We start from the raw sequence: 24,042 nt of genomic DNA on the forward strand, positions 1-24,042 counted from the left end.
ACTTCATGTCCGACACGATCCCCGGTGAAGTGCTCGTGATGGGGGCGGGCACCATCGGCTGTTTCATCGGCGGCAGCCTCGCGGCGGCGGGCGTACCCGTCACCTTCGTCGGCCGTCCGCGCGTGCTCGACAAGCTCGCCCGCCACGGCCTCACGCTCACCGACCTCGACGGCGCCCGGCACAAGCTGGCGGCGCCCACGCTGCGCCTGTGCGAGCAGGTGCCGGTGGGCGCACGGCCCGCGCTGGTGCTGCTGTGCGTGAAGAGCGGCGCCACGGCCGAGGCGGCGCGTGAGCTGGCCTTTGCGTTGCCGGCCGGCACCACGGTCGTCTCGCTGCAGAACGGCATCTCGAACTGCGCTGCCGCAGGGCAGGCCGGCCCCTCGCTCAACATCCGCGCGGGCATGGTGCCGTACAACGTGGCGGAGATCGACGACGGCGCCTTCCATCGCGGCACCCCCGGCCGGCTGGCCGCGGAAGACGACCCCGCGCTGCGCGACTGGCTGCCCGTGTTCGAGCGCGCCGGCGTGCCGCTCGACCTGCATGCCGACCTGCTGCCCGTGCAGTGGGGCAAGCTGCTGCTCAACCTCAACAACCCGGTCAATGCGCTGTCGGGCCTGCCGCTGCGCGACGAACTCATGCAGCGCGGCTACCGCCGCTGCTTCGCGGCGCTCATCGACGAAACGCTGGACGTGCTGCGCACGGGCGGCATCGTGCCCGCGCAGGTGGCGGCCGTGCCGGCGCGGCGGTTGCCGGGGCTGCTGCGGTTGCCCGACTGGCTGTTTCGCATCGTCGCGGCGCGCATGCTGCGCATCGACGCCAAGGCGCGCTCCAGCATGGCCGACGACCTGGCCTTGGGCCGTCGCACCGAGATCGACGCACTCAGCGGCGAGGTGGTGCGGCTCGCGCAGGAGCACGGCCTGAGCGCACCGCGCAACGCGCGCATGGTCGCGCTACTCGAGGCCTGGCCGCAAAGCCCGAAGCGCTGGACGGCACGCCAATTGCAGGACGCTTTAGGTCTCTGACCGCCGAGCCTGTACCCTCGGCCCATGGCGGCTTTCAAGAGGGAGGGGTTGTCATGCAGGTCCTGATTCTCGGCAGCGGTGTCATCGGCACCTCGGTGGCGTACTACCTGGCGCGCGCCGGGCACACGGTGACGGTGCTGGAGCGCCAGCCGGCGCCCGCGCTTGAAACCAGCTTCGGCAATGCGGGCGAAGTGTCGCCCGGCTACTCGGCGCCCTGGGCCGGGCCGGGCGTGCCGGTCAAGGCGATCAAGTGGATGCTCATGCAGCACAGCCCGCTGGTCATCAAGCCGATGCTCGATCCGGCGATGTGGCGCTGGGGCTTGTCGATGCTGCGCAACTGCACGCAGGCACGCTACGAACTCAACAAGGGCCGCATGGTGCGGCTCGCCGAATACAGCCGCGATTGCCTGAAGACGCTGCGCGCCGACACCGGCATCCGCTACGACGAGCGCATGCAGGGCACGCTCCAACTCTTTCGCACGCAGGCGCAGCTCGACGGCACAGCGAAAGACGTGGAAGTGCTGAAGGCGTCCGGCGTGCCCTACCAGGTGCTCGACCGCGACGGCTGCGTTGTGCATGAGCCCGCGCTCGGTGCCGTGAAAGACAAGTTCGTCGGCGGCCTGCGCCTGCCGGGCGACGAGACTGGCGACTGCTTCAAGTTCACGCAGGCGCTGGCCAAGCTGGCCGAAGCCGAGGGCGTGCAGTTCCGGTTCGGCGTGACCATCGAGGCCATCGAGCATGAAGCGGGGAAGGGCGTGACCGCGGTGCGCACCGACCAGGGCCATTTCACCGCCGACCGTTACGTGGTCGCGCTCGGCAGTTACTCGCCCGCGCTGGTGCGGCCGTTGGGCATCGACCTGCCGGTGTACCCGGTCAAGGGCTTCTCGATCACCGTGCCCATCAGCGACGCGAGCGGCGCGCCCGAATCGACCGTGATGGACGAGACCTTCAAGGTCGCCGTCACGCGCCTGGGCGATCGCATCCGCGTGGGCGGCACGGCGCAGCTCTCGGGCTTCGACCTCGCGCTCGATGCGCGGCGGCGCGACACGCTCGAACACGTCGTGACCGACCTGTTCCCGCGCGGCGGTTCGGTGCGAGACGCGTCCTTCTGGACCGGCCTGCGCCCCATGACGCCCGACGGCACGCCGGTGATCGGAGCCACGCGCGTGCCCAACCTGCTGCTGAGCACCGGCCACGGCACGCTCGGCTGGACCATGGCGGCCGGCACGGGTCGCGTGATGGCCGACCTGATCGGGGGCAGGGTGCCCGAGATCGACATGGAAGGCCTGACCGTCGCGCGCTACGCCGGGTAGCCAAACCCCGCTCCCACCCTCGAAGGGCGGCCCGAAACGGCCGCCCTTTTTCATGGGGCGTACACGCCCGGTTGCATGTCATCTAGGGTTTTTACCTAGTCATGAAGTTGTCTTCCTCGGTATTCTCGCGGTGTTCCATTAATAAATCGTTGTTTCTTTAGTGAAACAAACCACCGATTCCACGGACCCCCGATGACACACACTCGCCGCCTCGCCATCGCCGCTGCCGTCTCCCTGGCCGCCGCTTGCGCTTCCGGATTCGCCTGGGCAGACACCTACCCCAGCAAGCCGATCACGCTGGTCGTTGCCTATCCGGCGGGTGGCGACACCGACGCCCTGGCGCGCCTGTACGCCGAGAAGCTCTCGGCCCGCGTCGGCCAGCCCGTGGTGGTCGACAACCGCCCCGGCGCCAGCGGCATCATCGGCAGCGCCTTCGTCTCGAAGGCCGCGCCGGACGGCTACACGCTGCTGCTCGCGCCCAGCACCTTCTCGATCGCGCAGCTGGTGCTCAAGACCGGCAGCGCCTCGGGCTACGACGTGCTCAACGGCTTCACACCGATCGTGCAGACCGGCAGCCTGCCGCTCTTCCTCGTGGCCAGCGGCGCCAAGGGCTACACCGGCCTGAAGGACGCGGTGGCCGCGGCCAAGGGCGGCAAGTCGCTGAGCTACGCCAGCCCGGGCAGCGGCTCGCCGATGCACATCCTCGGCGAGATGTTCGCCCGCGCCTCGGGCACCAGCCTGGCGCACGTGCCGTACAAGGGCGTGGCGCCCGCCGTCAACGACGTGCTCGGCGGCCACGTGCCGGTGACCTTCATCACGCTCGGCCCCGTGGCGCCCTACATGCCCAACGGCAAGATGGTGCCGCTGGCCGTGGCCTCGAAAGAACGCTCGCCGCTCGCGCCCAAGGTGCCGACCTTCGCCGAGCTGGGCTACAAGGACGTCGAGCTGACCGCCTGGAACGGCCTGTGGGGCCCGCGCAACCTGCCGCCCGAAGTCGTGAAGACGCTCAACGGCCACTTCAACGAGATCCTGAAGATGCCCGACATCGTGTCGCGCATGGCCGTGCTGGGCACCACGCCCGTGGGCGGCGACGCCGACGTGCTCGCCAAGACCAACGCCGCCGACTTCGCGCGCTTCGGCAAGGTCATCAAGGAACTCGGCATCCAGGCCGACTGAACCTCACCCAACCCGACGTGACGCCCGCCATGACCGACCTCAAAGCCATCGCCGATCCCTCCAGCCTGCAGTCGCTGCTGGCCGAGATGCCCGCCAACCTGCTGGCCGGCCGCCGCGTGCTCGTCACGGGCGGCGCGCGCGGGCTGGGCCTGGCGTTCGCGCAGTGCGTGGCCGCGGCGGGTGCGCGCGTGGTGCTGGCCGACATCCTCGGCGAGCTGGCCGAGACCGAGGCGAAGGCGCTGCGCGATGCCGGCCGCACGGCGCACGCGCTGGCGATCGACCTGTCGGACCCGGCCTCCATCGAGGCAGGCGCCGCCGAGGCGGTGCGCCTGCTGGGCGGCCTCGACGGCCTCGTCAACAACGCCGCCATCACCAACTCGGGCGGCCGCGACGCGCACCAGCTCGAGATCGACATGTGGGACCGCGTGATGAACGTCAATGTGCGCGGCAGCTGGCTCATGGGCCGCGCCTGCCGCCCCGCGCTGGCAGCCAGCGGCCGTGGCGCCATCGTCAACCTCGCGTCGGACACGGCGCTGTGGGGCGCGCCCAACCTGTTGGCCTACGCGTCGAGCAAGGGCGCCGTCATTTCCATGACGCGCTCGCTGGCGCGCGAATGGGGCGGCGACAACATCACGGTGAACGCCGTGGCGCCCGGTCTTACGCTGGTCGAGGCCACCGAGTACGTGCCGATGGCGCGCCACCAGAAATACCTCGAAGGCCGCGCCATTCCGCGCGAGCAGCAGGCGGCCGACGTCTGCGGCGCCACCGTGTTCCTGCTGTCCGGCCTGGCGCGCTTCGTCACCGGCCAGCTGCTCGCCGTCAACGGCGGCTTTGCGATGCACTGAGCGAATCAGCAAGCGCATCACTGAACGAATTTTCCCGACCAAGGAGTACACCCATGAGCGATTTGTCCGAACAGCAAAAGATCAACAGCAACACCGCCGCTGCCGATGTCGGCAGCACCCTGGTGCAGCCCGAGGGCAGCAGCCTGGCCGAGTGGATGAACACCCGCATCGCGCGCTACGAAACCCGCACGTACGACTGGGACGCGCTGAAGTTCCAGGCCGACTTCGACCCCAAGTTCCGCCGTGCGCAGATGCGCTACGTGGGCACCGGCGGCACCGGTGTCGCGGCCGACACCAACACCGTGGCTTCGGAGAGCTTCACCTTCTCGACCATGGTGATCCCGGCCGGCCATGAAGGCCCGCCGCACCTGCACACCGACGTGGAAGAAGTGTTCTTCCTCATCCGCGGCAAGCTCAAGGTCGTCATCGAGAAGGACGGCGAGCGCTTCGAAACCATCATGACCGACCGCGACCTGATCTCGGTGCCGCCCGGCGTGTACCGCGAAGAGATCAACATCGGCGACGAAGACGCGCTGATGTGCGTGATGCTCGGCGCACAAAAGCCGATCAAGCCGACGTACCCGGCCGACCATCCGCTGGCCAAGATCAAGCGCTGAGCGAACGAACGAGCGAGCAGGCCATGGGCACCATCGACATCCCCGCGCAGACCCTGCCGGCTTCCGAGCTGGCGCGGCTCGACGCGCGCTTTCCGGCCCGCGACGTCGCGGTCGGCGGCGGCGCGGTGGTGTCGATGCGCGAATGCGGACAGGGCCCGGTGATCGTGTGCCTGCATGGCATTGGTTCGGGCGCGGCCTCGTGGCTCGACACCGCGGCGCTGCTGGCGCCGCAGGCCTGCCTCATCGCGTGGGACGCACCGGGCTACGGCCGCTCGACGCCGCTGGCCTCGGCTGCGCCGACCGCCGCCGACTACGCCGCACGCTTGGGCGAATTGCTCGACGCGCTCTCGATCCGCTCCTGCGTGCTCGTCGGCCATTCGCTGGGCGCCATCACCGCCGCATCGGCTGCGCGCGAAGACTCGAGCACCAGTGCCCGCATCCGCCGCCTCGTGCTCGTGAGCCCCGCCATCGGCTACGGCGCCCCCGACCGCATCGACGCCCGCGCCAAGGTGCGCGCCGAACGCCTGGCCACGCTCGACGACCTCGGCATCGCCGGCATGGCCGCGAAGCGCGCGGGCCGGCTCGTGTCCGACGGTGCCTCCGAGCATGCCCGCCAGTGGGTGCGCTGGAACATGGCGCGCCTGAACGACCACGGCTACCGCCAGGCCGTCGAGCTGCTGTGCAACGCCGACCTGCTGGCCGACCTGCCGCCCCCGATGCCGGTGCGCGTGGCCTGCGGTGCGCTCGATGTCGTCACGCCACCGGCTGCCTGCGAAGAAGTCGCGCGCCGCTGCGGCGTGCCGCTTGAATTGGTGGACGATGCGGGTCACGCCGGCTATGTGGAACAACCACAGGCCGTCGCCGCCTTGCTGCGCGAATCGCTCGCCGGCTGACCCGACACGAACAAGAGAACCGAGAGGAATTCCCAGATGGCCACCGACAACGAAGTGATGGAAGAGGGCGCAGACCGCTACAACGTGCCCGCGCTGGAGCGCGGCCTGCGCCTGCTGTGCGAGTTCAGCCGCGAGAGCCGCACGCTCTCCGCGCCCGAGCTGGCGCGCCGCTTCGACCTGCCGCGCTCGACCGTCTTCCGCCTGCTCACCACGCTGGAGAACATGGGGTTCCTCGAGCGCGCCGAGGGCGGCCGCGACTACCGCCTGGGCCTGGCCGTGCTGCGCCTGGGCTTCGAATACCTGGCCTCGCTGGAACTCACACAACTGGGCACGCCGCTGCTCAACCGCCTGTGCGACGAGCTGCGCACGCCCTGCAATCTCGTGGTGCGCGACGGCCGCTCGATCGTCTACGTCGCCAAGGTGGCGCCGGCCACGCCGTTTGCCAGCTCGGTCACGGTGGGCACGCGCCTGCCGGCCCACGCCACGGTGCTGGGCCGCATCCTGCTGGAAGACCTCACGCTGCCGCAGCTGCGCGCGCTGTACCCCGAAGACAAGCTCGAGACCTTCTCGCCGAGCACGCCCAAGACCGTGAACGAGCTGTTCGACATGGTGCAGGCCGACCGCCAGCGCGGCTATGTGCTGGGCGAGGGCTTCTTCGAATCGAACATCTCGACCATCGCCGCGCCGGTGCGCGACCACAGCGGCCACATCGTGGCGGCGCTGGGCGCCACCATCACCTCGGGCCACATCGACGAGAACCGCATGGACGAGATGGTGCTGCGCGTGCGCGGCACCGCCGACGAGATCTCGGGCCTGCTCAATTACTCGCCCGCACGCACCGCCAAGGTGGTTCCGCTGCGCAGCGCCTGACACGCTTTTTTCGATCATGACGACCTCCGCTCCTTCCCCCTCTTTCTTCGCCGCCGACGCACTGGCCGGCCGCGTGGCCGTGGTCACGGGCGGGTCGTCGGGCATCGGCCTGGCCACGGTCGAGTTGCTGCTCGGCTGCGGCGCTGCCGTGGCGCTGTGTGGCCGCAACGCCGAACGGCTCGATGCCGCGGTGGCCGGCCTGCGTGCGCAGTACCCCGACGCGAAGCTGTTCGCACAGACCTGCGACGTCCTCGACGCCACCTCGGTGCGCGCCTTCGCCGCCGCGAGCGAGGCCGCGCTCGGCCCGGCGTCGATGCTGGTCAACAACGCGGGGCAGGGGCGTGTGTCCACGTTCGCCGACACCGACGACGCGGCCTGGATGGAAGAGCTGCACCTGAAGTTCTTCTCGGTCATCCATCCCACGCGCGCCTTCCTGCCGCAGCTCGCCGCGCAGCGCGCCGTGCTCGGCGATGCCGCCATCGTCTGCGCCAACTCGCTGCTCGCGCGCCAGCCCGAGCCGCACATGGTCGCCACCTCGGCCGCGCGCGCCGGCCTCTTGAACCTCGTGCGTTCGATGGCCACCGAGTTCGCGCCGCAGGGCGTGCGCGTCAACGGCATCCTGATCGGCCTGGTCGAGTCGGGCCAGTGGCGCCGCCGCTTCGAGGCGCGCGAAGACAAGTCGCAGGACTGGGCCGCCTGGAGCCGCCAGCTCGCCACCACCAAACACATCCCGCTGGGTCGCCTGGGGCTTCCGACCGAAGCCGCGCGCGCGATCCTTTTCCTTGCTTCACCGCTCGCGTCGTACACGACCGGCAGCCACATCGATATTTCCGGAGGCCATTCCCGCCATGCATAACCCCAACAACACCGTCACGGTCGGCGCCGTCGTCGCCGCCTTTCTCGAGCAGTGCGGCGTCAAGGCAGCCTTCGGCGTCATCTCGATCCACAACATGCCGATCCTCGATGCCTTCGCGCAGCGCGGCACGGTGCGCTTCATCTCGGCGCGCGGCGAGGCCGGCGCAGGCAACATGGCCGATGCCTATGCGCGCTCCACCGCCAGCCTGGGCGTGTGCATCACCAGCACCGGTCCGGCCGCGGGCAACATCGCCGGCAGCATGGTCGAGGCACTGACCGCCGGTGCGCCGCTGCTGCACATCACGGGCCAGATCGAGACGCCGTACCTGGACAAGGGCATGTCGTACATCCACGAGGCGCCCGACCAGCTCACCATGCTCAAGGCCGTGTCGAAGGCCGCGCTGCGCGTGCGCAGCGTTGAGACGGTGCTCGGCACACTCAAGCGCGCGGTGCAGCTCGCCATGACGGCGCCGACCGGCCCGGTCAGCGTGGAGATTCCGATCGACATCCAGTCGGCGCTCACGACCATGCCGGCCGACCTGTCGCCGCTGCCTATCGAGCGTCCCGTGCCCTCGGCCGCAGGCCTCGATGCACTGGCCGCGCGCCTGGCCACCGCCCAGCGTCCGCTGCTGTGGGTCGGTGGCGGTGCCCGCCATGCCCGCGCCGCCATCCAGCGCCTGCAGAAGCTGGGCTTCGGCGTGGTCACGACCACGCAGGGCCGCGGCACGGTGCCCGAGGACGATGCCGGCTCGCTCGGCGCCTACAACATCCAGAAGCCCGTCGAGGCCTTCTATCAGACCTGCGACGCGATGCTCGTGGTCGGTTCGCGCCTGCGCGGCAACGAGACGCTCAAGTACGAACTGAAGCTGCCGCGCACGCTGTACCGCATCGACGCCGATGCCGCCGCCGAAGGCCGTTGCTATGCGTCCGAAGCCTTTGTCTGTGGCGATTCCGCGCTGGCCCTTGACGGCTTGGCCGATCGCCTCGAAGCCGCGAAGTACAAGGCCGACCCGCAGCTGCTGGTCGACCTGCGCGCCGCGCACGACCAGGCCGTGGCCACGCTGCGCGACGGCCTCGGCCCGTACGCCGAGCTCGTGCGCCAGCTGCAGTCGGTGGCCGGCCGCCGGTTCAACTGGGTGCGCGACGTCACGGTGTCGAACAGCACCTGGGGCAACCGCGAGCTGCGCGTGTTCGAACCCAGCGCCGGCGTGCACGCCACGGGCGGCGGCATCGGCCAGGGCATGCCCATGGCCATCGGCGCGGCCATCGGCGCGGCGGTGACGGGCTCGGGCCGCAAGACCTTCTGCCTGGCCGGCGACGGCGGCTTCATCCTGAACCTGGGCGAGCTGGCCTGCATGGTGCAGGAGAAGGCGCCCATGGTCATCGTGCTCATGAACGACAAGAGCTACGGCGTCATCAAGAACATCCAGGACGCGCAGTACGGCGGCCGCCAGTGCTACGCCGAGCTGCACACGCCCGATTACGACCTGCTGTGCCAGTCGATCGCGCTGCCGCATGCCCGCGTGAAAGACCTGGCCGACCTGCCGGCGCACCTGGACAAGGCGCTCGCCGCCAACGGCCCGTTCCTGCTGGAAATCGACATGCTGTCGATCGGCGGTTTCAAGACCACCTTCGCCGGCCCGCCGACCAACACGGTCACGCAGATTCCCGCGCTCGGCGCGGCCCAGTGAGCGAACGCGGAGCCCCACGCATGACCACTGCCATCACGCGCATTGCACTCGTCGGCTGCGGAGCCATCGGCACCTCGGTGCTCGAACTGCTGCGCGGCGATCCCGCCCTGAAGGTGGTGGCCATCGTCGTGCCGGCCGAAGGCGTTGCCGCCGCGCAGAAGGTCGCGCCCGACGCGCAAGTGGGCAGCGCCGTGCCCGCGAGCGGCATCGACCTCGTGGTCGAGACCGCCGGCCATGCCGCCATTGAGGAACACGTGCTGCCTGCGCTGGCACGCGGCACGCCCTGCGTGGTCGCATCGGTCGGCGCGCTGTCGGCCGCGGGCTTCGCCGAGAAGCTCGAAGCCGCCGCCATCGCCGGCCACACGCAGGTGCAGCTGATTCCCGGCGCCATCGGCGGCATCGACGCGCTCGCCGCGGCCCGCATCGGCGGCTTGAGCAGCGTGCGCTACACCGGCCGCAAGCCGCCGCAAGCCTGGAAGGGCACGCCGGCCGAGCAGGGCCGCGACCTCGACACGCTGGCCCACGAAACCGTCATCTTCGAAGGCAGCGCGCGCGAAGCGGCCTTGCTCTATCCGAAGAACGCCAACGTGGCAGCCACCGTGTCGCTCGCGGGCCTGGGCCTGGACCAGACGCTGGTGCGCCTCATTGCCGACCCGGCCACCACCGAGAACGTGCACACCGTCGAAGCCGAAGGCGCCTTCGGCAGCTTCGCGCTGACCATGCGCAACAAGCCGCTCGCGGCCAACCCCAAGACCTCGGCCCTGACCGTGTACAGCGCTGTGCGCGCGCTGCGCAACCGCGTCGCGCCCCTGGCCATCTGACTGACCTTCCGAGTCACCCCATGATCTCCACCGAACTCCTTCCGATCTGCATCGCCGGCGAATGGCGCCTGGGCGGCGGCGACGTCTACGAAAGCCTGTACCCGGCCACCGGCGAGCCCATTGCGCGCCTGAAGGCCGCGAGCCTGGCCGACGTCGAAGAAGCCATCACGCGCGCCGACCACGCCTTTCGCACCAGCGGCTGGGCGCAGCGCCTGCCGCACGAGCGCGCCGCCGTGCTGCACCGCGTGGCGCAGCTGATCCGCGAAGAGGGCGAGTCGCTCGCGCAGAAGCAGCGCCTGGACAACGGCAAGCCGATCAGCGAAACGCGCAACCTCGTGGCCAGCGCCGCGGCCACCTTCCAGTTCTTCGCCGCCGCCCTCGAGACGCTCGAAGAAACCATCACCCCCTCGCGCGGCGCCTTCGTCACGATGAGCGTGCACGAGCCCATGGGCGTGGTCGCGGCCATCACGCCGTGGAACTCGCCCATCGCGAGCGAAGCCCAGAAGCTGGCGCCCGCGCTGGCCGCCGGCAACGCGGTGGTTGTGAAGCCCGCCGAAGTCACGCCGCTCATGGCGCTGGAGCTGGCGCGCATCTGCGAGCTGGCCGGCGTGCCCAAGGGCATCGTGAGCGTGCTGCCGGGCAAGGGCTCGGTGATTGGCGACGCGATCACCAAGCACCCGCTGGTCAAGCGTGTGTCGTTCACCGGCGGCACCACCACCGGCAAGCACATCGCCCACATCGCGGCCGACAAGATGATGCCGGTGTCGCTCGAACTCGGCGGCAAGTCGCCGACCATGGTGCTCGACGACGCCGACCTCGACCATGCGGTGAACGGCGTGCTGTACGGCATCTTCAGTTCGTCGGGCGAGTCGTGCATCGCGGGCTCGCGCCTGTTTGTCGCACGCAGCATCTACGACGAGTTCCTCACGCGGCTGGCCGAAGGCGCCAATGCCCTGCGCGTGGGCGATCCGGCCTCGGAGCGCACGCAGATGGGCCCGCTCATCACGGCGAAGCACCGCGAAGGCATCGAGCGCTATGTGGACCTGGGCGTGTCCGAAGGCGGCCGCATCCGCACGGGCGGCGTGCGCCCGCACGGCGCGGACTACGACAAGGGCTACTTCTACCAGCCGACCATCCTCGAAGGCCTGAGCAACAACGCCCGCATCAGCCAGGAAGAAATCTTCGGCCCGGTGCTGGTCGCGATGCCCTTCGACAACGAGGAAGAACTGATCGCGCAGGCCAACGACAGCATCTACGCGCTGGCCGCCGGTGTGTGGAGCCGCGACTTCAAGCGCGCCTGGAAGCTGGGCCGCGCGGTGCAGGCCGGCACGGTCTGGGTCAACACCTACAAGCAGTTCTCGGTGTCCACGCCGTTCGGTGGCTGGCGCGACAGCGGCCTGGGCCGCGAGAAGGGCCGCGAAGGCATCTTCCAGTACATGGAGCAGAAGAGCATGTACTGGGGCACGAACGAACAACCCCTGCCTTGGGCGAACTGAACGAGAGCGAAAAATCATGAGCGTACTTGGCATCGACCAGATCACTTACGGCGCGGACGACCTGCCCGCCTGCCGCCAGTTCTTCCAGGACTGGGGCCTTTCACTCACGTCCGAAGCCGCCGACGAACTCGTCTTCGAGTGCCTCAACGGCTGCAAAGTGGTCGTTGCGGCGTGGGACAAGCCCGGCCTGCCGCCCGCGATGGAAGAGGGCCCGACATTGCGTGAAGTGGTGTGGGGCGTGGAAAGCGACGCGGACCTGGACCGTTACGCCGCCGCCATCGCGCAAGACCCGGCCTTCACCGACACCACGGTCGACGGCGCGCGCCGCATCGGCTGCACCGACCCCAACGGCCTGGCCGTGCGCCTGCAGGTGAGCCGCAAGCGCGCGGTCGAGGTCGACTGCGGCGCCATGAACACGTGGAACGCCAAGCCGCGCGTGAATCAGCCCGCACCCATCTACGAACGCGCCACGCCGATCGAGGTGGGCCATGTCGTGTTCTTCGTGAGCGACGTGAAGGCGACGAGCGCGTTCTACGCGCAGCGCTTCGGCTTCGTGTCATCCGACGGCTATCCGAACCGCGGCGCCTTCATGCGCTGCGCGGCCGAGGGCGGCCACCACGACCTGTTCCTGCTGCAGATTCCTTCGGGCAAGCGCGGGCTCAACCACGTGGCCTTCACCGTGCGCGACATCCACGAGGTGTTCGGCGGCGGCCTGCATTTCTCGCGCTGCGGCTGGGACACGCAACTGGGCCCGGGCCGCCACCCGGTGTCGTCCGCGTACTTCTGGTACTTCAAGAACCCGGCTGGCGGCCTCATCGAGTACTACGCCGACGAAGACCAGCTCACCGCCGACTGGCAGCCGCGCGAGTTCGAACCCGGCCCGACCGTGTTCGCCGAATGGGCGGTCGATGGTGGCCTCGACGGCAACACGCGCCGCCAGAAGAACGCGGAAGGCCCGAAAGGTGCTTTCCTGACCGAGAAGAAATGAACCCGGTGAACCTCATGCAACGACGTTTTTCCTTCTCCCTGATGGCTGCCGCCGCGCTGGCCATCGCCTTGCCCGCGCACGCACAGAGCGACGTGCACAAGCAGCTGTCGAGCGACCGCTTCACCATCGTCTCGCCGTTCCCGCCCGGCGGCCCGGTCGACACGCTGGCCCGCGTGCTGTCCGACGGCCTGGCCAAGCGCTACGGCCAGGCGGCCGTGGTCGAGAACCTCGTGGGCGCGGCCGGCAACATCGGCATCGACAAGGTCAAGCGCGCCAAGGGCGACGGCCACACGCTGCTGGTGGTGCCGGCCGGCAACCTCACGATCAACCCGACGCTGATGCCGAACTTTCCGTTCAACATCGAGAAGGACTTCGTGCCCGTCACCATGCTCGCCAAGGCACCCAACGTGCTGGTGGCCGCGCCGGCCTCGGGCATCAAGAGCGCGAAGGAACTGGTGGCCATGGCCAAAGCCAAGCCCAACACGCTGTCGTATGCCTCGCCCGGCGTGGGCAGCGGCCTGCACCTGGCGGGCGAGCTGTTCAAGCAGCAGGCCGGCATCGACCTGCTGCACGTGCCCTACAAGGGCACGGCGCCCGCGCTCAACGACGTGCTCGGCGGTTCGGTGCCGCTGATGTTCAGCAACCTGCCCGCGACCATGCCCTTCATCAAGAACGGCAAGCTCATTGCGCTGGGCGTGACCGAGGCCAAGCGCAGCCCCGCCGCGCCCGACATTCCCACGCTGGCGGAGCAGGGCATCCAGGGCGTGGCCGTGACCTCGTGGTACGGCCTGCTGGCCCCCAAGGGCACGCCGCCCGCGGTGGTCGAACAGCTCGCAAAAGACGCGGCCGAGATGCTGGCCCAGCCCGACGTGCGCGAACGCCTCAAGGCACAAGGCATGACCGACGCGGCCATGAAGCCCGCCGAGTTCGCCACCCACATCCGCGATGAGACGGCCGTCTGGGCCCGGATCATCAAAGCCCGCAACATCGTGGCCGAGTAAGCCGCACGCAAGAACAAAGAGAGACACCATGCAGACAAGCGAATCCACCATCGGCATCGTCGGTGCCGGCATCGGCGGCCTGGTCGCCGCCATCGCACTGCGCCGCGCGGGGCACGACGTGGTCGTGTTCGAGCAGGCCAAGCAGTTCGCCCGCGTCGGCGCCGATATCAACCTCACGCCGAACGCCGTGCGCGCACTCGACGGCCTGGGCGTGGGCGAAGCGGCCCGCGTGACGGCGGCCCGCCCGTCGCACCGCATCAGCCGCACCTACGACAGCGGCGAAGAAACCTCGCGCCTCGAAATGGCCGACTCGGCCGAACAGCGCTACGGTGCGCCGCAGCTCACCATCCACCGCGCCGACCTGCTGGCCGCATTGGCCGACATGTTCCCCGCCGAACGCGTGGCACTCGGCAAGCGCGCCGAGAGCATCGCGGCCGACGACCAGGGCGTGACCCTGTCGTTCAGCGACGGCACCAGCGCCCGCGTGGGCGTGCTCCTTGGTGCCGATGGCATCCACTCGGGCGTGCGCACCGCGATGTTCGGCGCCGAGAGCCCGCGCTTCACGGGCATCGTCGCCTACCGCGCCGTGGTGCCCGCCGAGCGCGTGGCCGGCGTGCCCAACCTGGGCGCCTTCACCAAGTGGTGGGGCCCGAACCCGCAGAGCCAGATCGTCACGTTCCCGCTGAACCGCGGCAAGGACATCTTCATCTTCGCGACCACGCCGCAGGACACCTGGCACCTCGAGTCGTGGACCGCGCCGGGCAGCGTCGACGAGTTGCGCGAGCAGTACGTGGCCTACCACCCCGAGGCGCGTGCGCTGCTCGACGCCTGCGACACGGTGCTGAAGACCGCGCTGTACGAGCGCGACCCCATGCCCGCCTGGGCGCAGGGCCGCTTGGCACTGCTGGGCGATGCCGCGCACCCGATGCTGCCCTTCATGGCGCAGGGCGCCGGCATGGCCATCGAAGACGCCGTGGTGCTGTCGCGCCACCTCGACGGCGTGGCCATGGCCGACATTCCCGCTGCACTGCAGGCCTACCAGACGGCGCGCATCGAACGCGCCAGCCAGGTGCAGCTCGGCTCGCGCGGCAACAACTGGCTGCGCGAAGGCGGCAATGCCGACTGGGTGTACGCCTACGACGCCTGGGCCGTGCCGCTGGGCGTGCCGGCGCAGGGCGCTGTCACCGCCACTGCTGCCGCCACTGCCTGAATTTTTTCTCCTCGCCATACGGAGGCTCACGATGCAACAAGACCGCTTTCTCCAACCGCACCAGGCGCGCCAGCGCCCCGCGACCACCTACGAAGACCTGCTGGGCGACGTGATCGAACGCGCCTATGGCGACGGCATCCATGACCTGCCGGGCCTGGTGCAGCGCCTGAACGACAGCGGCCTGGCCACGCCGGGCGGCCTCGCGTGGACCGAGGCGCTGTACCGCAAGGAAATGGCCACGCTGGCCGCCTGAGGAGAACCCATCATGACCATCGCCATCCATCCCGCCGCACCGGCCCCTGCCGATCCGGTCGACCACCTGCTCGAGATCGGCCTGAAAGACCTCTGGTACCCGATCTGCCCCTCGCACTTCATCAAGGAGAACCCGATCTCCCTGCGCCGCCTCGGCCGCAAGATTGCGCTGTGGCGTGACGGCGAAGCCGTGCTGCACGCGCTGGAAGACCGCTGCCCGCACCGCGGCGCGCCGTTGTCGCAAGGCGTGATCCTGGGCGACCGGCTCTCGTGCCCGTACCACGGCGTCGAAGTGCGCCATGACGGCGTGGTCACGCGCGTGCCCGGCAGCCCGGGCTGCAAGCTCGAAGGCTCGCGTGCCACGCGGCACTTCCACGTGCAGGAGCGCGCGGGCGCCGTGTTTCTCTACAACTCGAAAGAGCCGGTCGATGTGCCGCCGCCGCTGGTGCTGCCCGAGCAGCTGACCGACGAAGCGGAGTACTCGAACTTCCTTTGCTACACGGAATGGAAGGGCGACTACCGCTACGTGCTGGACAACGTGATGGACCCGATGCACGGCACGTACCTGCACAAGCAGTCGCACTCGATGGCTGAGGGCGACTCGAGCGCCAAGTTCGGCGTCCGCCCGACCGACATCGGCTTCGTGTTCGAGAAGGAAGGCCAGCGCAACGTCAACTTCGACTGGACCGAGTGGGCCGACACCGGCATCCACTGGATGCGCCTGGAAATTCCGTACCCGAAGACCGGCGGCCCCGGTGGCAACTTCATCATCATCGGCGCCTTCTCGCCCATGGCCAACGGCATGACCGCCACCTTCTTCTGGCGCGCACGCAAGCTGTCGCCCGGCTGGGAGCGCGACACCTGGCGCTTCCTCTACAAGAACCGCCTCGAGGCGCGCCACTGGCACGTGCTGGAACAAGACCGCGTGATGCTCGAAGAGATGGAAGCCGATGCCAACCAGCACGAGAACCTGTACCAGCACGACCTGGGCATCGTCCGCCTGCGCCGCCACATGCGCAACCTCGCGCAAGCGCAGCTGGCCGAAGCCGAGGCCGCCACGGCCTGAACTGCAAGCAAGCGAGCATTGCCATGTCTTCTCCCACGCTGAACGCCCTCGTGCACACCATGCGCTACGAGGCCGACGGCATCGTCAGCGTCGAGTTCCGGCCGGCCACGCCGGCGGTGGACTTTCCCGCCTTCGAGGCCGGCTCCCACATCGACCTGCACCTGCCCAACGGGCTGGTGCGCAGCTACTCGCTGTGCAACCCGTCGAGCGACCGCCAGCGCTACGTGGTGGGCGTGCTCAACGACCGCAAGAGCCGCGGCGGCTCGCGCTACGTGCACCAGCAGCTGCGCGTGGGCATGACGCTGCCCATCTCGGCGCCGCGCAACAACTTCAAGCTGGAAGAGGGCGCCGAACGCTCGGTGCTCGTGGCCGGCGGCATCGGCGTGACGCCCATCTGGTGCATGCTGCAGCGGCTCATCGCCATCGGCAAGCCCGTCGAAATCGTCTACTGCGCACGCACCCGCAAAGAGGCCGCCTTCTGCGACGCCATCGAGGCGCTGGCCACCGAAAAATCGGTGCAGCTCACCTGGCACTTCGACGACGAGAAGGGCGCACCGCCCGACCTCGCGTCGCTGCTGGGCGGCAAGGGCGCCACCAGCCATTACTACTGCTGCGGCCCCACGCCGATGCTCGACGCCTTTGAAAAGAGCTGCGAGCAACTGGGCTACGCCAACGCACACATCGAGCGCTTCGCCGCCGTGCATGTGGAGGCGCCCAGCGCCACACAGACCTGCGTGGTGCAGTGCGCCAAGAGCGGCAAGAGCGTCGAGGTGCCCCCGGGCAAATCGATTCTCGACAGCCTGATCGACGCTGGCCTCACCCCCGACCACAGCTGCAAGGAAGGCGTCTGCGGCGCCTGCGAAACAGCGGTGCTCGAGGGCGAAGTCGATCACCACGACGGCATCCTCACCAAGATCGAACGTGCGTCCAACAAGACCATGATGATCTGCGTCTCTCGCTGCAAAGGCGAGCGGCTGGTGCTGGACATTTGAGACGCTGAGGCCACACCCCACAAGACGGCCGAGAGAAAAACCAACCGAGACATTCAATGAAAAAGTACTTGATCGCGATGGCTGCGGCCACCGCGGCTGGCGCAGCGCTGGCCCAATCTTCCGTGACGCTGTTCGGCGTGGTCGATGCCTCCGTGATCTACACGCGCGGCAGCGGCGACGGATCGGCCCACAAGACGCAGCTGGGCAACAGCGGCAACATGTTCAGCCGCCTCGGTTTTCGCGGCACCGAAGACCTCGGCGGCGGACTCTCGGCCAACTTCTGGCTCGAGATGGGCCTGCAGAACGACAGCGGCACGGGCTTTCCGTCGAACTCGAACAACCAGGCCAGCGGCAACGGCACGCCCGGCGTGATGAGCTTCAACCGCCGCTCGACCGTGAGCCTGGCCGGCCCCTTCGGTGAAGTGCGCATGGGCCGCGACTACGTGCCCGCCTTCTGGAACACCGCGATCTTCGACCCCTTCGGCACCGGCGGCGGCATCGGCGCCAACCAGATCTACTTCTCGGGCCTGGGCGGCCTCGTGGCACCCACCGGCACGCGCGCTTCGAACAGCGTCGGCTACTTCCTGCCGGCCAACCTGGGCGGCTTCTACGGCCAGGTGATGTACGCGATGGGCGAGAACGACTCGACCTCGGTGCTGCCCGGCACCCAGGTGTCGAACAAGCACGACGGCCAGCACACGGGCGCGCGCTTCGGCTACCAGAGCGGCGGCCTCAACGTGGCCATTGCCACCGGCCGCACGCGCTATGCAAGCGGCGACCTGCGCGTGACCAACCTCGGCGCCGCCTACACCTTCGGCCCCTCGCTCATGAACCTCAAGCTCACGAGCGAGCTGTACAAGGAGTCGAAGGGCAGCACCGACGCCAAGGGCGTGCTGGTCGGCTTCCAGCTGCCCATCGGCCCGGGCGAGATCAAGGCCTCGTACGCGCGCTACAAGCTGGAGCCGCTCAACGCGGTGCTCGAGCCCACGACGTCGAAGCTGGCCCTGGGCTACGTGCACAACCTTTCGAAGCGCACGGCGGTGTACGGAACCATTGCCCGCATCAGCAACAAGAACGGCGCAACGCAGGCTTTGGCCGGCGCCATCACGCGGCCCAACCGCGCCTCCAGCGGCGTCGAGTTCGGCATGCGCCACATGTTCTAGGCGCGGCAAGACAGCGCGCACCCCCCCGCAAGAGAGAGCCCCGGTCATGCAGAGCAAGAACTTCCGTTGGTACGGCGTCATCACGCTGTTCGTGATCGTGGCGATCTCTTACGTCGACCGCATCAACATCGCGGTGCTGATCACCGATGCGGCCTTTCTGAAGCACGTGGGCATCGACGCTTCCGACCGCGTGAGCCAGGGCCTGCTGGCCACGGCCTTCATGCTCGGCTACGGCGTGTCGGCCTTCGTGCTCACGCCGTTCTGCTCGGCGCTGTTCGGTGTGCGGCGCAGCCTGATCTACGGCCTCATCCTCTGGGGCGTGGTGACCTGGGCTTCGCCGATGTTCAACAGCTATGGTCTGCTGCTGGCGTCGCGCGTGCTGCTGGGCGTGTCGGAGGGGCCGCTGTTCTCGCTGGCCTCGTCGTACATCAAGGCGCACTTCAAGAGCGACGAGAACGGCAAACCCAACGCGCTGGTGAACATGGGCACGGGCCTGGGGCTGGCGGTGGGTTATCCGCTGGTGGGCTACCTGCTCACGCAGTTCGATTGGGACAGCTCGTTCCATGTGCTGGGCGTGCTCAACATCGTGCTGGGCATTCCGCTGGTGCTGGCCTTCGTGCGCATGCCGCCGGGGCACGGCGACGGCATCAAGCCCTCGTCGTTCGGCGATGCGATGGCGCGCGTGGCCGGCATCGTGAAAGGCGCGCTGCACACGCGGCACCTGTTCCTCATCACGCTGCTGACCTCGGCAGCGCTGGCCTACCTCTGGGGCAGCAGCAACTGGCTGCCGACCTACCTGCGCGAGGCGCGCGGCTTCTCGCTGCGCGAGATGGGCTGGATCGCCTCGCTGCCGCAGTACGCGACGGTGCTCGCGGTGTTCACGGGCGGTGTGCTCATCGACAAGCTCGGGCGCGACCGCGTGCCCTTCATCTTCATGGGCGCGAGCGCGGGCGTGGCACTGTCGGTGCTGCTGGCCATCAACGCGCGCGACCCGTACATGGCCGCGACCTGCCTCGTGGCGGCCAACTTCTTCTGGGGCCTGCAGAGCCCGGCCATTCCGAGCACCGTGCAGCACTGCGCGCGCTCCGAGCACACGGCCAGTGCCTTCGGCGTGACCAACGGCGTGGGCAGCCTCGTGGCGGGCTTCATGCCGGCGCTGATGGGTGGCGTGATCACTGCGGTGTCGCACAGCGGTGGTGCAGCACACACAACGGTGACAGCGGCCTCGTCGGCGGCGGGTTTCTTTGCGGGCTTTGCACTGCTCATCGGCACGCAGGTGGTGGTGTTCGCATGCGGCTTTTTGCTGTGGTGGCGCGAGCGTGCGCAACGCACCACTGCAGTCTCTGGTTCACAGCTTTCGTAGTGTTCGGCGTGGCTTGAACCTTCGTACTGTGGCCGCTTCGTCACAGTGCATGGCCCGTGTTTTCGTCATCTGCGTGAGCAGGTGTTTCGGGCGCAGAACCATCTTCGTATTGCTTGGCATGCACAGCCGGCCATGATGCCGTTCGACCTATCGCGCGCGAACAATTTGAGAGAGAAAAGTTCCGCGACGCGTTGAGCTCATTGCATCGATCAGCTACAACTGCGAGCACTTCAACGGACGAGGGAATGCGCGTGAAATCAACCACAAGAGCCGCAGCCAGTCTTGCCGTCGCCATCGCTTTCGCCATGGCCCCGGCCGTTCGCCCTTCGGGTGAACGCATCGTGTCGATGCACGGGCACTGAGCCCGGCCCGCGACACCCCACCGCGTTCACACGCTCCCCCCACACCCCGCGTCTTGACGGGAATGGCGCCGCTCGCCCCGCGCATCCTGGGACCACCGCAGCACACGCGGTGCGGTCCGGCCTGAGCCTGCGTTCCTGACGAACTGGTTGTTCGCCGGGAGGGCGCTGTGCTGCCCGCATTTCTTGTTGATCTGTCGTTCGTTCCACTCATCCCGCGCGCGTCACGCGCATCACCGGCTATCCGCCGGTGCCTGCGGTGCGGCGCATGTTCCTTACCAAGAGTACCCAGAGGCGATCATGAAATCACTGAATACACCTGTCGTTCATCGTCTGGCCCTCACGGCCGTGACCCTTGCCGCGCTGACGGCCTGCGGCGGCGGCGGAGACAGCGGCGGTGGCGCGTCGTTCGGCGGCACGGGCCTGAACGCACCGGGGGCCTCGGCGCCCGCGGCCGACGGCGCAGACACCACCAAGAAGTCACCCGACGATGGCGTGCCCGCCGCACCCGAATCGGCGGTGGCCGCGGTCGATCGTTCGGCCCGGCCGATGGAATTGCCCGACACGGTCTGGCCCGTGAACTACAAGCTGTGGTTCCGCCCCGATGCGGCGCTCAAGACTTTCGTGGGCCGCGCCGATGTGGAGATCGACGTGCTGCAGCCGGTCGACGCCATCGTCGTCGCCGCGCACGACCTCAACTTTGCGCGCGGGCGCACCACGCTGCGCAAGGTCTCGAAGCCGGGTGAGGCAATCCCGCTGATTCCCACGCCGCAGACGCGCGGCGACTTCGTGCAGCTGCGCCTGAACGACGGCCAGATCGCCAAGGGCAAGTACCTGCTGCACATGGAGTGGGACGGCAAGATCCAGTTTTCCGATGCCGAGTACTGCACGCCCGAAGTGCTGGCGAAAAACCCGCTGTGCTCGGCCGCGTCGGGCATCTTCAAGGTCGGCCTGTCCACGCCCGAGGGCGTGAGCAGCGACGCCATCGTGACGCAGGGCGAAACCAACTTCGCACGGCAGTGGTTCCCGGGCTGGGACGAGCCGGCCTTCCGCCACACCTTCGAGATCTCGGCCGAGGTGCCGGGCGAATGGAAGACCGTGTCGAACGGCGCACAGACCGAGGCCGTGAAACTGCCCGACGGCTACCAGCGCGTGGCCTTCGAGAAGACGCCCTCGATGCCGATGTACCTGGCCTTCTTCGGCGGTGGCAAGTTCGACATCCTGGCCGACAAATTCAAGAACCCGCTCGACGGCAGCGACATGGCGCTGCGCTGGTTCACGCCGCCGGGCCGCTCCGACTGGGCCAAGTTCGCGATGGAGTGGACCAAGGTGTCGATGGACTACTACTACAAGTACACCGGCATCTCGCTGCCCTTCAAGAAGTTCGACACCGTGGCCGCCAACGACAGCTACGACAACAAGCCCAACACCGGCTTCGGCGGCATGGAGAATTGGGGCGCGATCTTCGAGTTTGCCGATGCGGTGCTCACCAAGCCCGGCGACAAGCCCACGCTGTACTCGGTGACCGTGGTCACGCACGAGGTGGCGCACCAGTGGTTCGGCGATCTGGTCACGCTCGACTGGTGGGACAACGTGTGGCTCAACGAGTCGTTTGCGCGCTGGTTCGAACGGCGCACCACCATCAAGTTCCACCCCGAGTACTACAGCTTCTCCGACTACGTGCTCGACAAACACAACGTGATCGTGGCCGACCTGAAGCCCTCGGCCGTGCCGGTGCAACGCAACCTGAACGACGCGGGCTCGTTCGGCTTCATCAGCCCATCGATCTTTGTCTACAACAAGGGCAGCCACGTGCTGGAGACGATCCAGAACTACATCGGCGAAGAGGCGATGCAGAAGGGCCTGCAGATCTACCTGAAGGACTATGCGTATGGCAACGTCACGCCCACGCGTTTGTGGACCTCGCTGGAAAAGGCCACCAACAAGAAGGTCAGCGACATCGGCGACAGCCTCATCCGGCAGACGGGCGTGCCGCTGCTCACGGTCGATGCGCAGTGCGCCGGCGACCGCACCTACGTCAACATCACGCAGGAGTCGTTCCCCAACCAGAACCAGTTCCCGGCCTCGACGTGGACCATTCCCGTCACGCTGGCGTACGGCGATGCCATGGAAAAGCGCGAGACCTTCGTGATGTCGAACAACGCCACGCAGGTCGAGCTGCCGGGCTGCACCGCGGTGCTCGCCGGGCCGACGGGGCAGGACTACTACGTGAGCAACTACAGCGCGCCGTCGTGGAGCAACCTGCTGGCCAAGGTGCAGAACTTCGCGGGCAACAAGCCCTTGCTGCTGAACATCGAGCGCGATGCCTTCCGCCTGCTCGGCGTGGGGCGCATCACGCAGGCGCAGTACGACCAGATCAAGGGTGTGCTCAACCTGCCGGCGCCGCTGCTCGCAAAGACGCAGGAGAGCCAGCAGAAGATGGCGGCGGTGGAGACGGGCGGCAAGGAAGAGTACCCGCACGCCCTGCGCTTCCAGGGCAAGCTGCCGCTGCGCGAGAACCAGAAGCGTTGAGTTGGGCTGAGCCTTCTTTCGTGAACCCCGCATGTGCCGTCGGGCGTGCCTGGCGGCGCATGCGTCACCTCAAACGAATCTCATGAAAACACTTCTGAATTCTTTGCTTGCAGTGGCCTGCGTGTCACTGCTCTCGGCCTGCGGCGCACGCGGCGGGCCGGAAACCGACTTGGTCGGCGTCTACGCCGTCGAACGCAACGGCGTGCTCAAGGAGGTCGTCAAGATCGAGCGCGACGGCGACCGCTTCATCATGCGCGACAAGGTGCGCACGCCCGAATGGAGCGAACCCAAGATGCAGATGCAACCGGTGACACGCGAGCGCTGGAGCCGCATCACCACCGACACGGAAAACACGTCCTTCGTCGGCATCTCGAGCGACCAGCTCGGCATCTTCAAGGTGCCGCCCGGGTGGCAGAAGAACGGCTTCAAGACGCAGACGGGCTATTTCCTGTTCTATTCGCAAGGGCCAGTGGAGGCGCACAAGCTTTGACGTTCAGGGCGTCGCTCCCGCCGACGAGGTACCTTGCTCCGCGAATGTCCCCCGGCCTGCGGCCTCCTCCTTGATTTCGCTGCGCAAGGCACCTCATCGACGTGAGCGAGTTCAGAGCAGCGATTGATCGGCGAGCATCACGACTGCGCCCAGCGGGCGCAGGACACTGGGTGCTTCCCGCAGCGAAATCAAGGAGGAGGGCGAAGCCCGGGGGACATTCGCGGAGGGAAGTACCCGGTGGCCTGTGCACGCGCCCTGAACGAGCGCGCTAGTTACGGCGCAACGATCGCGCCTTCGATGCGATGGCGCTTCAATGCGTCGGCGACAAAGCCCGAAGCCTTCATCTCCTCGACAAAGGAAGAGAGCAGCGCCTGCGCCTCAGCCCCGCGACTGGCCGGCGTACCCATTGCCTGCTGTATCACCATGAAGCGCCCCGGCAACACGCGCACGCCCGGTGCGCGGGCCGCCTCGCCTTCGAGCAACTGACGAATGCCCGCCGCTACCTCGACGTCGCCTGCGCGCAGTGCAGCGAGCGCAGGCCCCGCACCCTGCAGGCGCACGATCTCAGCGGCTTTGATCTCGCGCGTGAGGAACAGGTCGTAGGCGCTCCCAGAGCCGACCGAGATGCGATGGCCTTCGGCATCGACCTGCGCGTTATCGGTCAACGCCGACGATTCGGCCACGAGGTAGCTGCCTTCGATGAGCACATAGGGTGCCGTGAAGCGCAGCCCTTCGCTGCGCGCGGGATCGACCGCGAAAAATCCGATGTCGGCCTTCTCGTTCTTCACCGCGTCCACCGAAGCCGCGGCCTTCTCGAACACCACCAGCTCGATGCCCACGCCAAGCCGCCGCGCGAACTCGCGGGCCAGGTCGATCGACACGCCGACAGGCTCACCGGTGGTCGCGTCCTTGTTGGCAAGGATCGGATTGCCGAGGTTGATCGAGGCGCGCAGCGTGCCGTTGGGGGCGAAGGCGGTCACGAGGGCGGAAGAGGGCGATGTGGTCATGGCGTCCGTTCGTCGGGAAG

The 24,042-nt window shown here is 68.2% G+C and carries 22 protein-coding genes; 21 read left to right on the forward strand and 1 reads right to left on the reverse strand.

The features are described 5' to 3' along the window. The first annotated feature begins 5 nt into the window (after nucleotides 1-5). From CY658_RS25130 to CY658_RS25230, 21 genes are all read left to right on the forward strand, one after another. Nucleotides 6-1,022 (forward strand): 2-dehydropantoate 2-reductase, encoded by a 1,017-nt coding sequence (locus CY658_RS25130; RefSeq protein ID WP_101492798.1) that lies wholly within the window; start codon nucleotides 6-8, stop codon nucleotides 1,020-1,022. A gap of 53 nt (nucleotides 1,023-1,075) precedes the next feature. Next, nucleotides 1,076-2,335, forward strand: coding sequence for a D-amino acid dehydrogenase (locus tag CY658_RS25135; RefSeq protein WP_101492799.1), 1,260 nt, complete (start codon nucleotides 1,076-1,078; stop codon nucleotides 2,333-2,335). A 192-nt stretch (nucleotides 2,336-2,527) separates the two neighbouring features. After that, entirely contained in the window at nucleotides 2,528-3,511 is a 984-nt protein-coding gene (locus CY658_RS25140; protein ID WP_101492800.1) for a Bug family tripartite tricarboxylate transporter substrate binding protein, read from the forward strand. Nucleotides 3,512-3,540: 29 nt separating this feature from the next. Next, nucleotides 3,541-4,356, forward strand: a complete 816-nt coding sequence (locus CY658_RS25145; protein ID WP_101492801.1) for an SDR family oxidoreductase — start codon at nucleotides 3,541-3,543, stop codon at nucleotides 4,354-4,356. 53 nt (nucleotides 4,357-4,409) lie between these two features. Next, nucleotides 4,410-4,973 (forward strand): cupin domain-containing protein, encoded by a 564-nt coding sequence (locus CY658_RS25150; RefSeq protein ID WP_257884991.1) that lies wholly within the window; start codon nucleotides 4,410-4,412, stop codon nucleotides 4,971-4,973. 23 nt (nucleotides 4,974-4,996) lie between these two features. Then, nucleotides 4,997-5,866 carry an alpha/beta fold hydrolase gene (locus CY658_RS25155; protein WP_101492802.1) on the forward strand — a complete coding sequence of 290 codons (870 nt, stop codon included), beginning with the start codon at nucleotides 4,997-4,999 and terminating at the stop codon, nucleotides 5,864-5,866. 36 nt (nucleotides 5,867-5,902) lie between these two features. Beyond that, the gene (locus CY658_RS25160) at nucleotides 5,903-6,736 is read left to right on the forward strand and encodes an IclR family transcriptional regulator (RefSeq protein WP_101492803.1); all 834 of its coding nucleotides are present in this window, start codon (nucleotides 5,903-5,905) and stop codon (nucleotides 6,734-6,736) included. A gap of 16 nt (nucleotides 6,737-6,752) precedes the next feature. Next, a complete protein-coding gene (locus CY658_RS25165; RefSeq protein WP_101492804.1) occupies nucleotides 6,753-7,592 on the forward strand; it encodes an SDR family oxidoreductase in 840 nt (279 codons plus the stop codon). Then, entirely contained in the window at nucleotides 7,585-9,282 is a 1,698-nt protein-coding gene (locus CY658_RS25170) for a thiamine pyrophosphate-binding protein (protein WP_101492805.1), read from the forward strand. Before CY658_RS25165 ends, CY658_RS25170 begins: the two co-directional genes overlap by 8 nt. Before the next feature lie 20 nt (nucleotides 9,283-9,302). After that, on the forward strand, nucleotides 9,303-10,103 hold the full coding sequence (locus CY658_RS25175; RefSeq protein ID WP_101492806.1) for an aspartate dehydrogenase: 801 nt from the start codon (nucleotides 9,303-9,305) through the stop codon (nucleotides 10,101-10,103). A gap of 20 nt (nucleotides 10,104-10,123) precedes the next feature. Then, nucleotides 10,124-11,599 carry an aldehyde dehydrogenase gene (locus tag CY658_RS25180; RefSeq protein ID WP_101492807.1) on the forward strand — a complete coding sequence of 492 codons (1,476 nt, stop codon included), beginning with the start codon at nucleotides 10,124-10,126 and terminating at the stop codon, nucleotides 11,597-11,599. 16 nt (nucleotides 11,600-11,615) lie between these two features. Continuing rightward, complete coding sequence (locus CY658_RS25185) at nucleotides 11,616-12,587, forward strand: VOC family protein (protein WP_101492808.1); 972 nt, start codon at nucleotides 11,616-11,618, stop codon at nucleotides 12,585-12,587. Nucleotides 12,588-12,601: 14 nt separating this feature from the next. Beyond that, a complete protein-coding gene (locus CY658_RS25190) occupies nucleotides 12,602-13,588 on the forward strand; it encodes a Bug family tripartite tricarboxylate transporter substrate binding protein (protein ID WP_101493081.1) in 987 nt (328 codons plus the stop codon). A 28-nt stretch (nucleotides 13,589-13,616) separates the two neighbouring features. Next, nucleotides 13,617-14,798, forward strand: a complete 1,182-nt coding sequence (locus CY658_RS25195; protein WP_101492809.1) for an FAD-dependent monooxygenase — start codon at nucleotides 13,617-13,619, stop codon at nucleotides 14,796-14,798. Nucleotides 14,799-14,829: 31 nt separating this feature from the next. Beyond that, nucleotides 14,830-15,051: a recombinase-like helix-turn-helix domain-containing protein gene (locus CY658_RS25200; RefSeq protein ID WP_099796588.1), complete on the forward strand. Its 222-nt coding sequence runs from the start codon at nucleotides 14,830-14,832 to the stop codon at nucleotides 15,049-15,051. A 12-nt stretch (nucleotides 15,052-15,063) separates the two neighbouring features. Next, nucleotides 15,064-16,116: an aromatic ring-hydroxylating oxygenase subunit alpha gene (locus CY658_RS25205; protein ID WP_101492810.1), complete on the forward strand. Its 1,053-nt coding sequence runs from the start codon at nucleotides 15,064-15,066 to the stop codon at nucleotides 16,114-16,116. A gap of 23 nt (nucleotides 16,117-16,139) precedes the next feature. After that, on the forward strand, nucleotides 16,140-17,108 hold the full coding sequence (locus CY658_RS25210) for a PDR/VanB family oxidoreductase (RefSeq protein ID WP_101492811.1): 969 nt from the start codon (nucleotides 16,140-16,142) through the stop codon (nucleotides 17,106-17,108). Between the two features lie 56 nt (nucleotides 17,109-17,164). After that, nucleotides 17,165-18,271 carry a porin gene (locus tag CY658_RS25215; RefSeq protein ID WP_101492812.1) on the forward strand — a complete coding sequence of 369 codons (1,107 nt, stop codon included), beginning with the start codon at nucleotides 17,165-17,167 and terminating at the stop codon, nucleotides 18,269-18,271. A gap of 46 nt (nucleotides 18,272-18,317) precedes the next feature. Continuing rightward, nucleotides 18,318-19,634, forward strand: coding sequence for an MFS transporter (locus CY658_RS25220; protein WP_101492813.1), 1,317 nt, complete (start codon nucleotides 18,318-18,320; stop codon nucleotides 19,632-19,634). A gap of 659 nt (nucleotides 19,635-20,293) precedes the next feature. Next, entirely contained in the window at nucleotides 20,294-22,525 is a 2,232-nt protein-coding gene (locus CY658_RS25225) for a M1 family metallopeptidase (RefSeq protein ID WP_101492814.1), read from the forward strand. 82 nt (nucleotides 22,526-22,607) lie between these two features. After that, on the forward strand, nucleotides 22,608-23,015 hold the full coding sequence (locus tag CY658_RS25230; RefSeq protein WP_101492815.1) for a hypothetical protein: 408 nt from the start codon (nucleotides 22,608-22,610) through the stop codon (nucleotides 23,013-23,015). A gap of 272 nt (nucleotides 23,016-23,287) precedes the next feature. On the opposite strand, the gene CY658_RS25235 is transcribed toward CY658_RS25230, so the two are convergent. Then, on the reverse strand, nucleotides 23,288-24,022 hold the full coding sequence (locus tag CY658_RS25235) for a transporter substrate-binding domain-containing protein (protein WP_101492816.1): 735 nt from the start codon (nucleotides 24,020-24,022) through the stop codon (nucleotides 23,288-23,290). Nucleotides 24,023-24,042 lie beyond the last annotated feature (20 nt).

The sequence above is a fragment of the Variovorax sp. RO1 genome, assembly GCF_002849325.1.
GTDB lineage: Bacteria > Pseudomonadota > Gammaproteobacteria > Burkholderiales > Burkholderiaceae_C > Variovorax.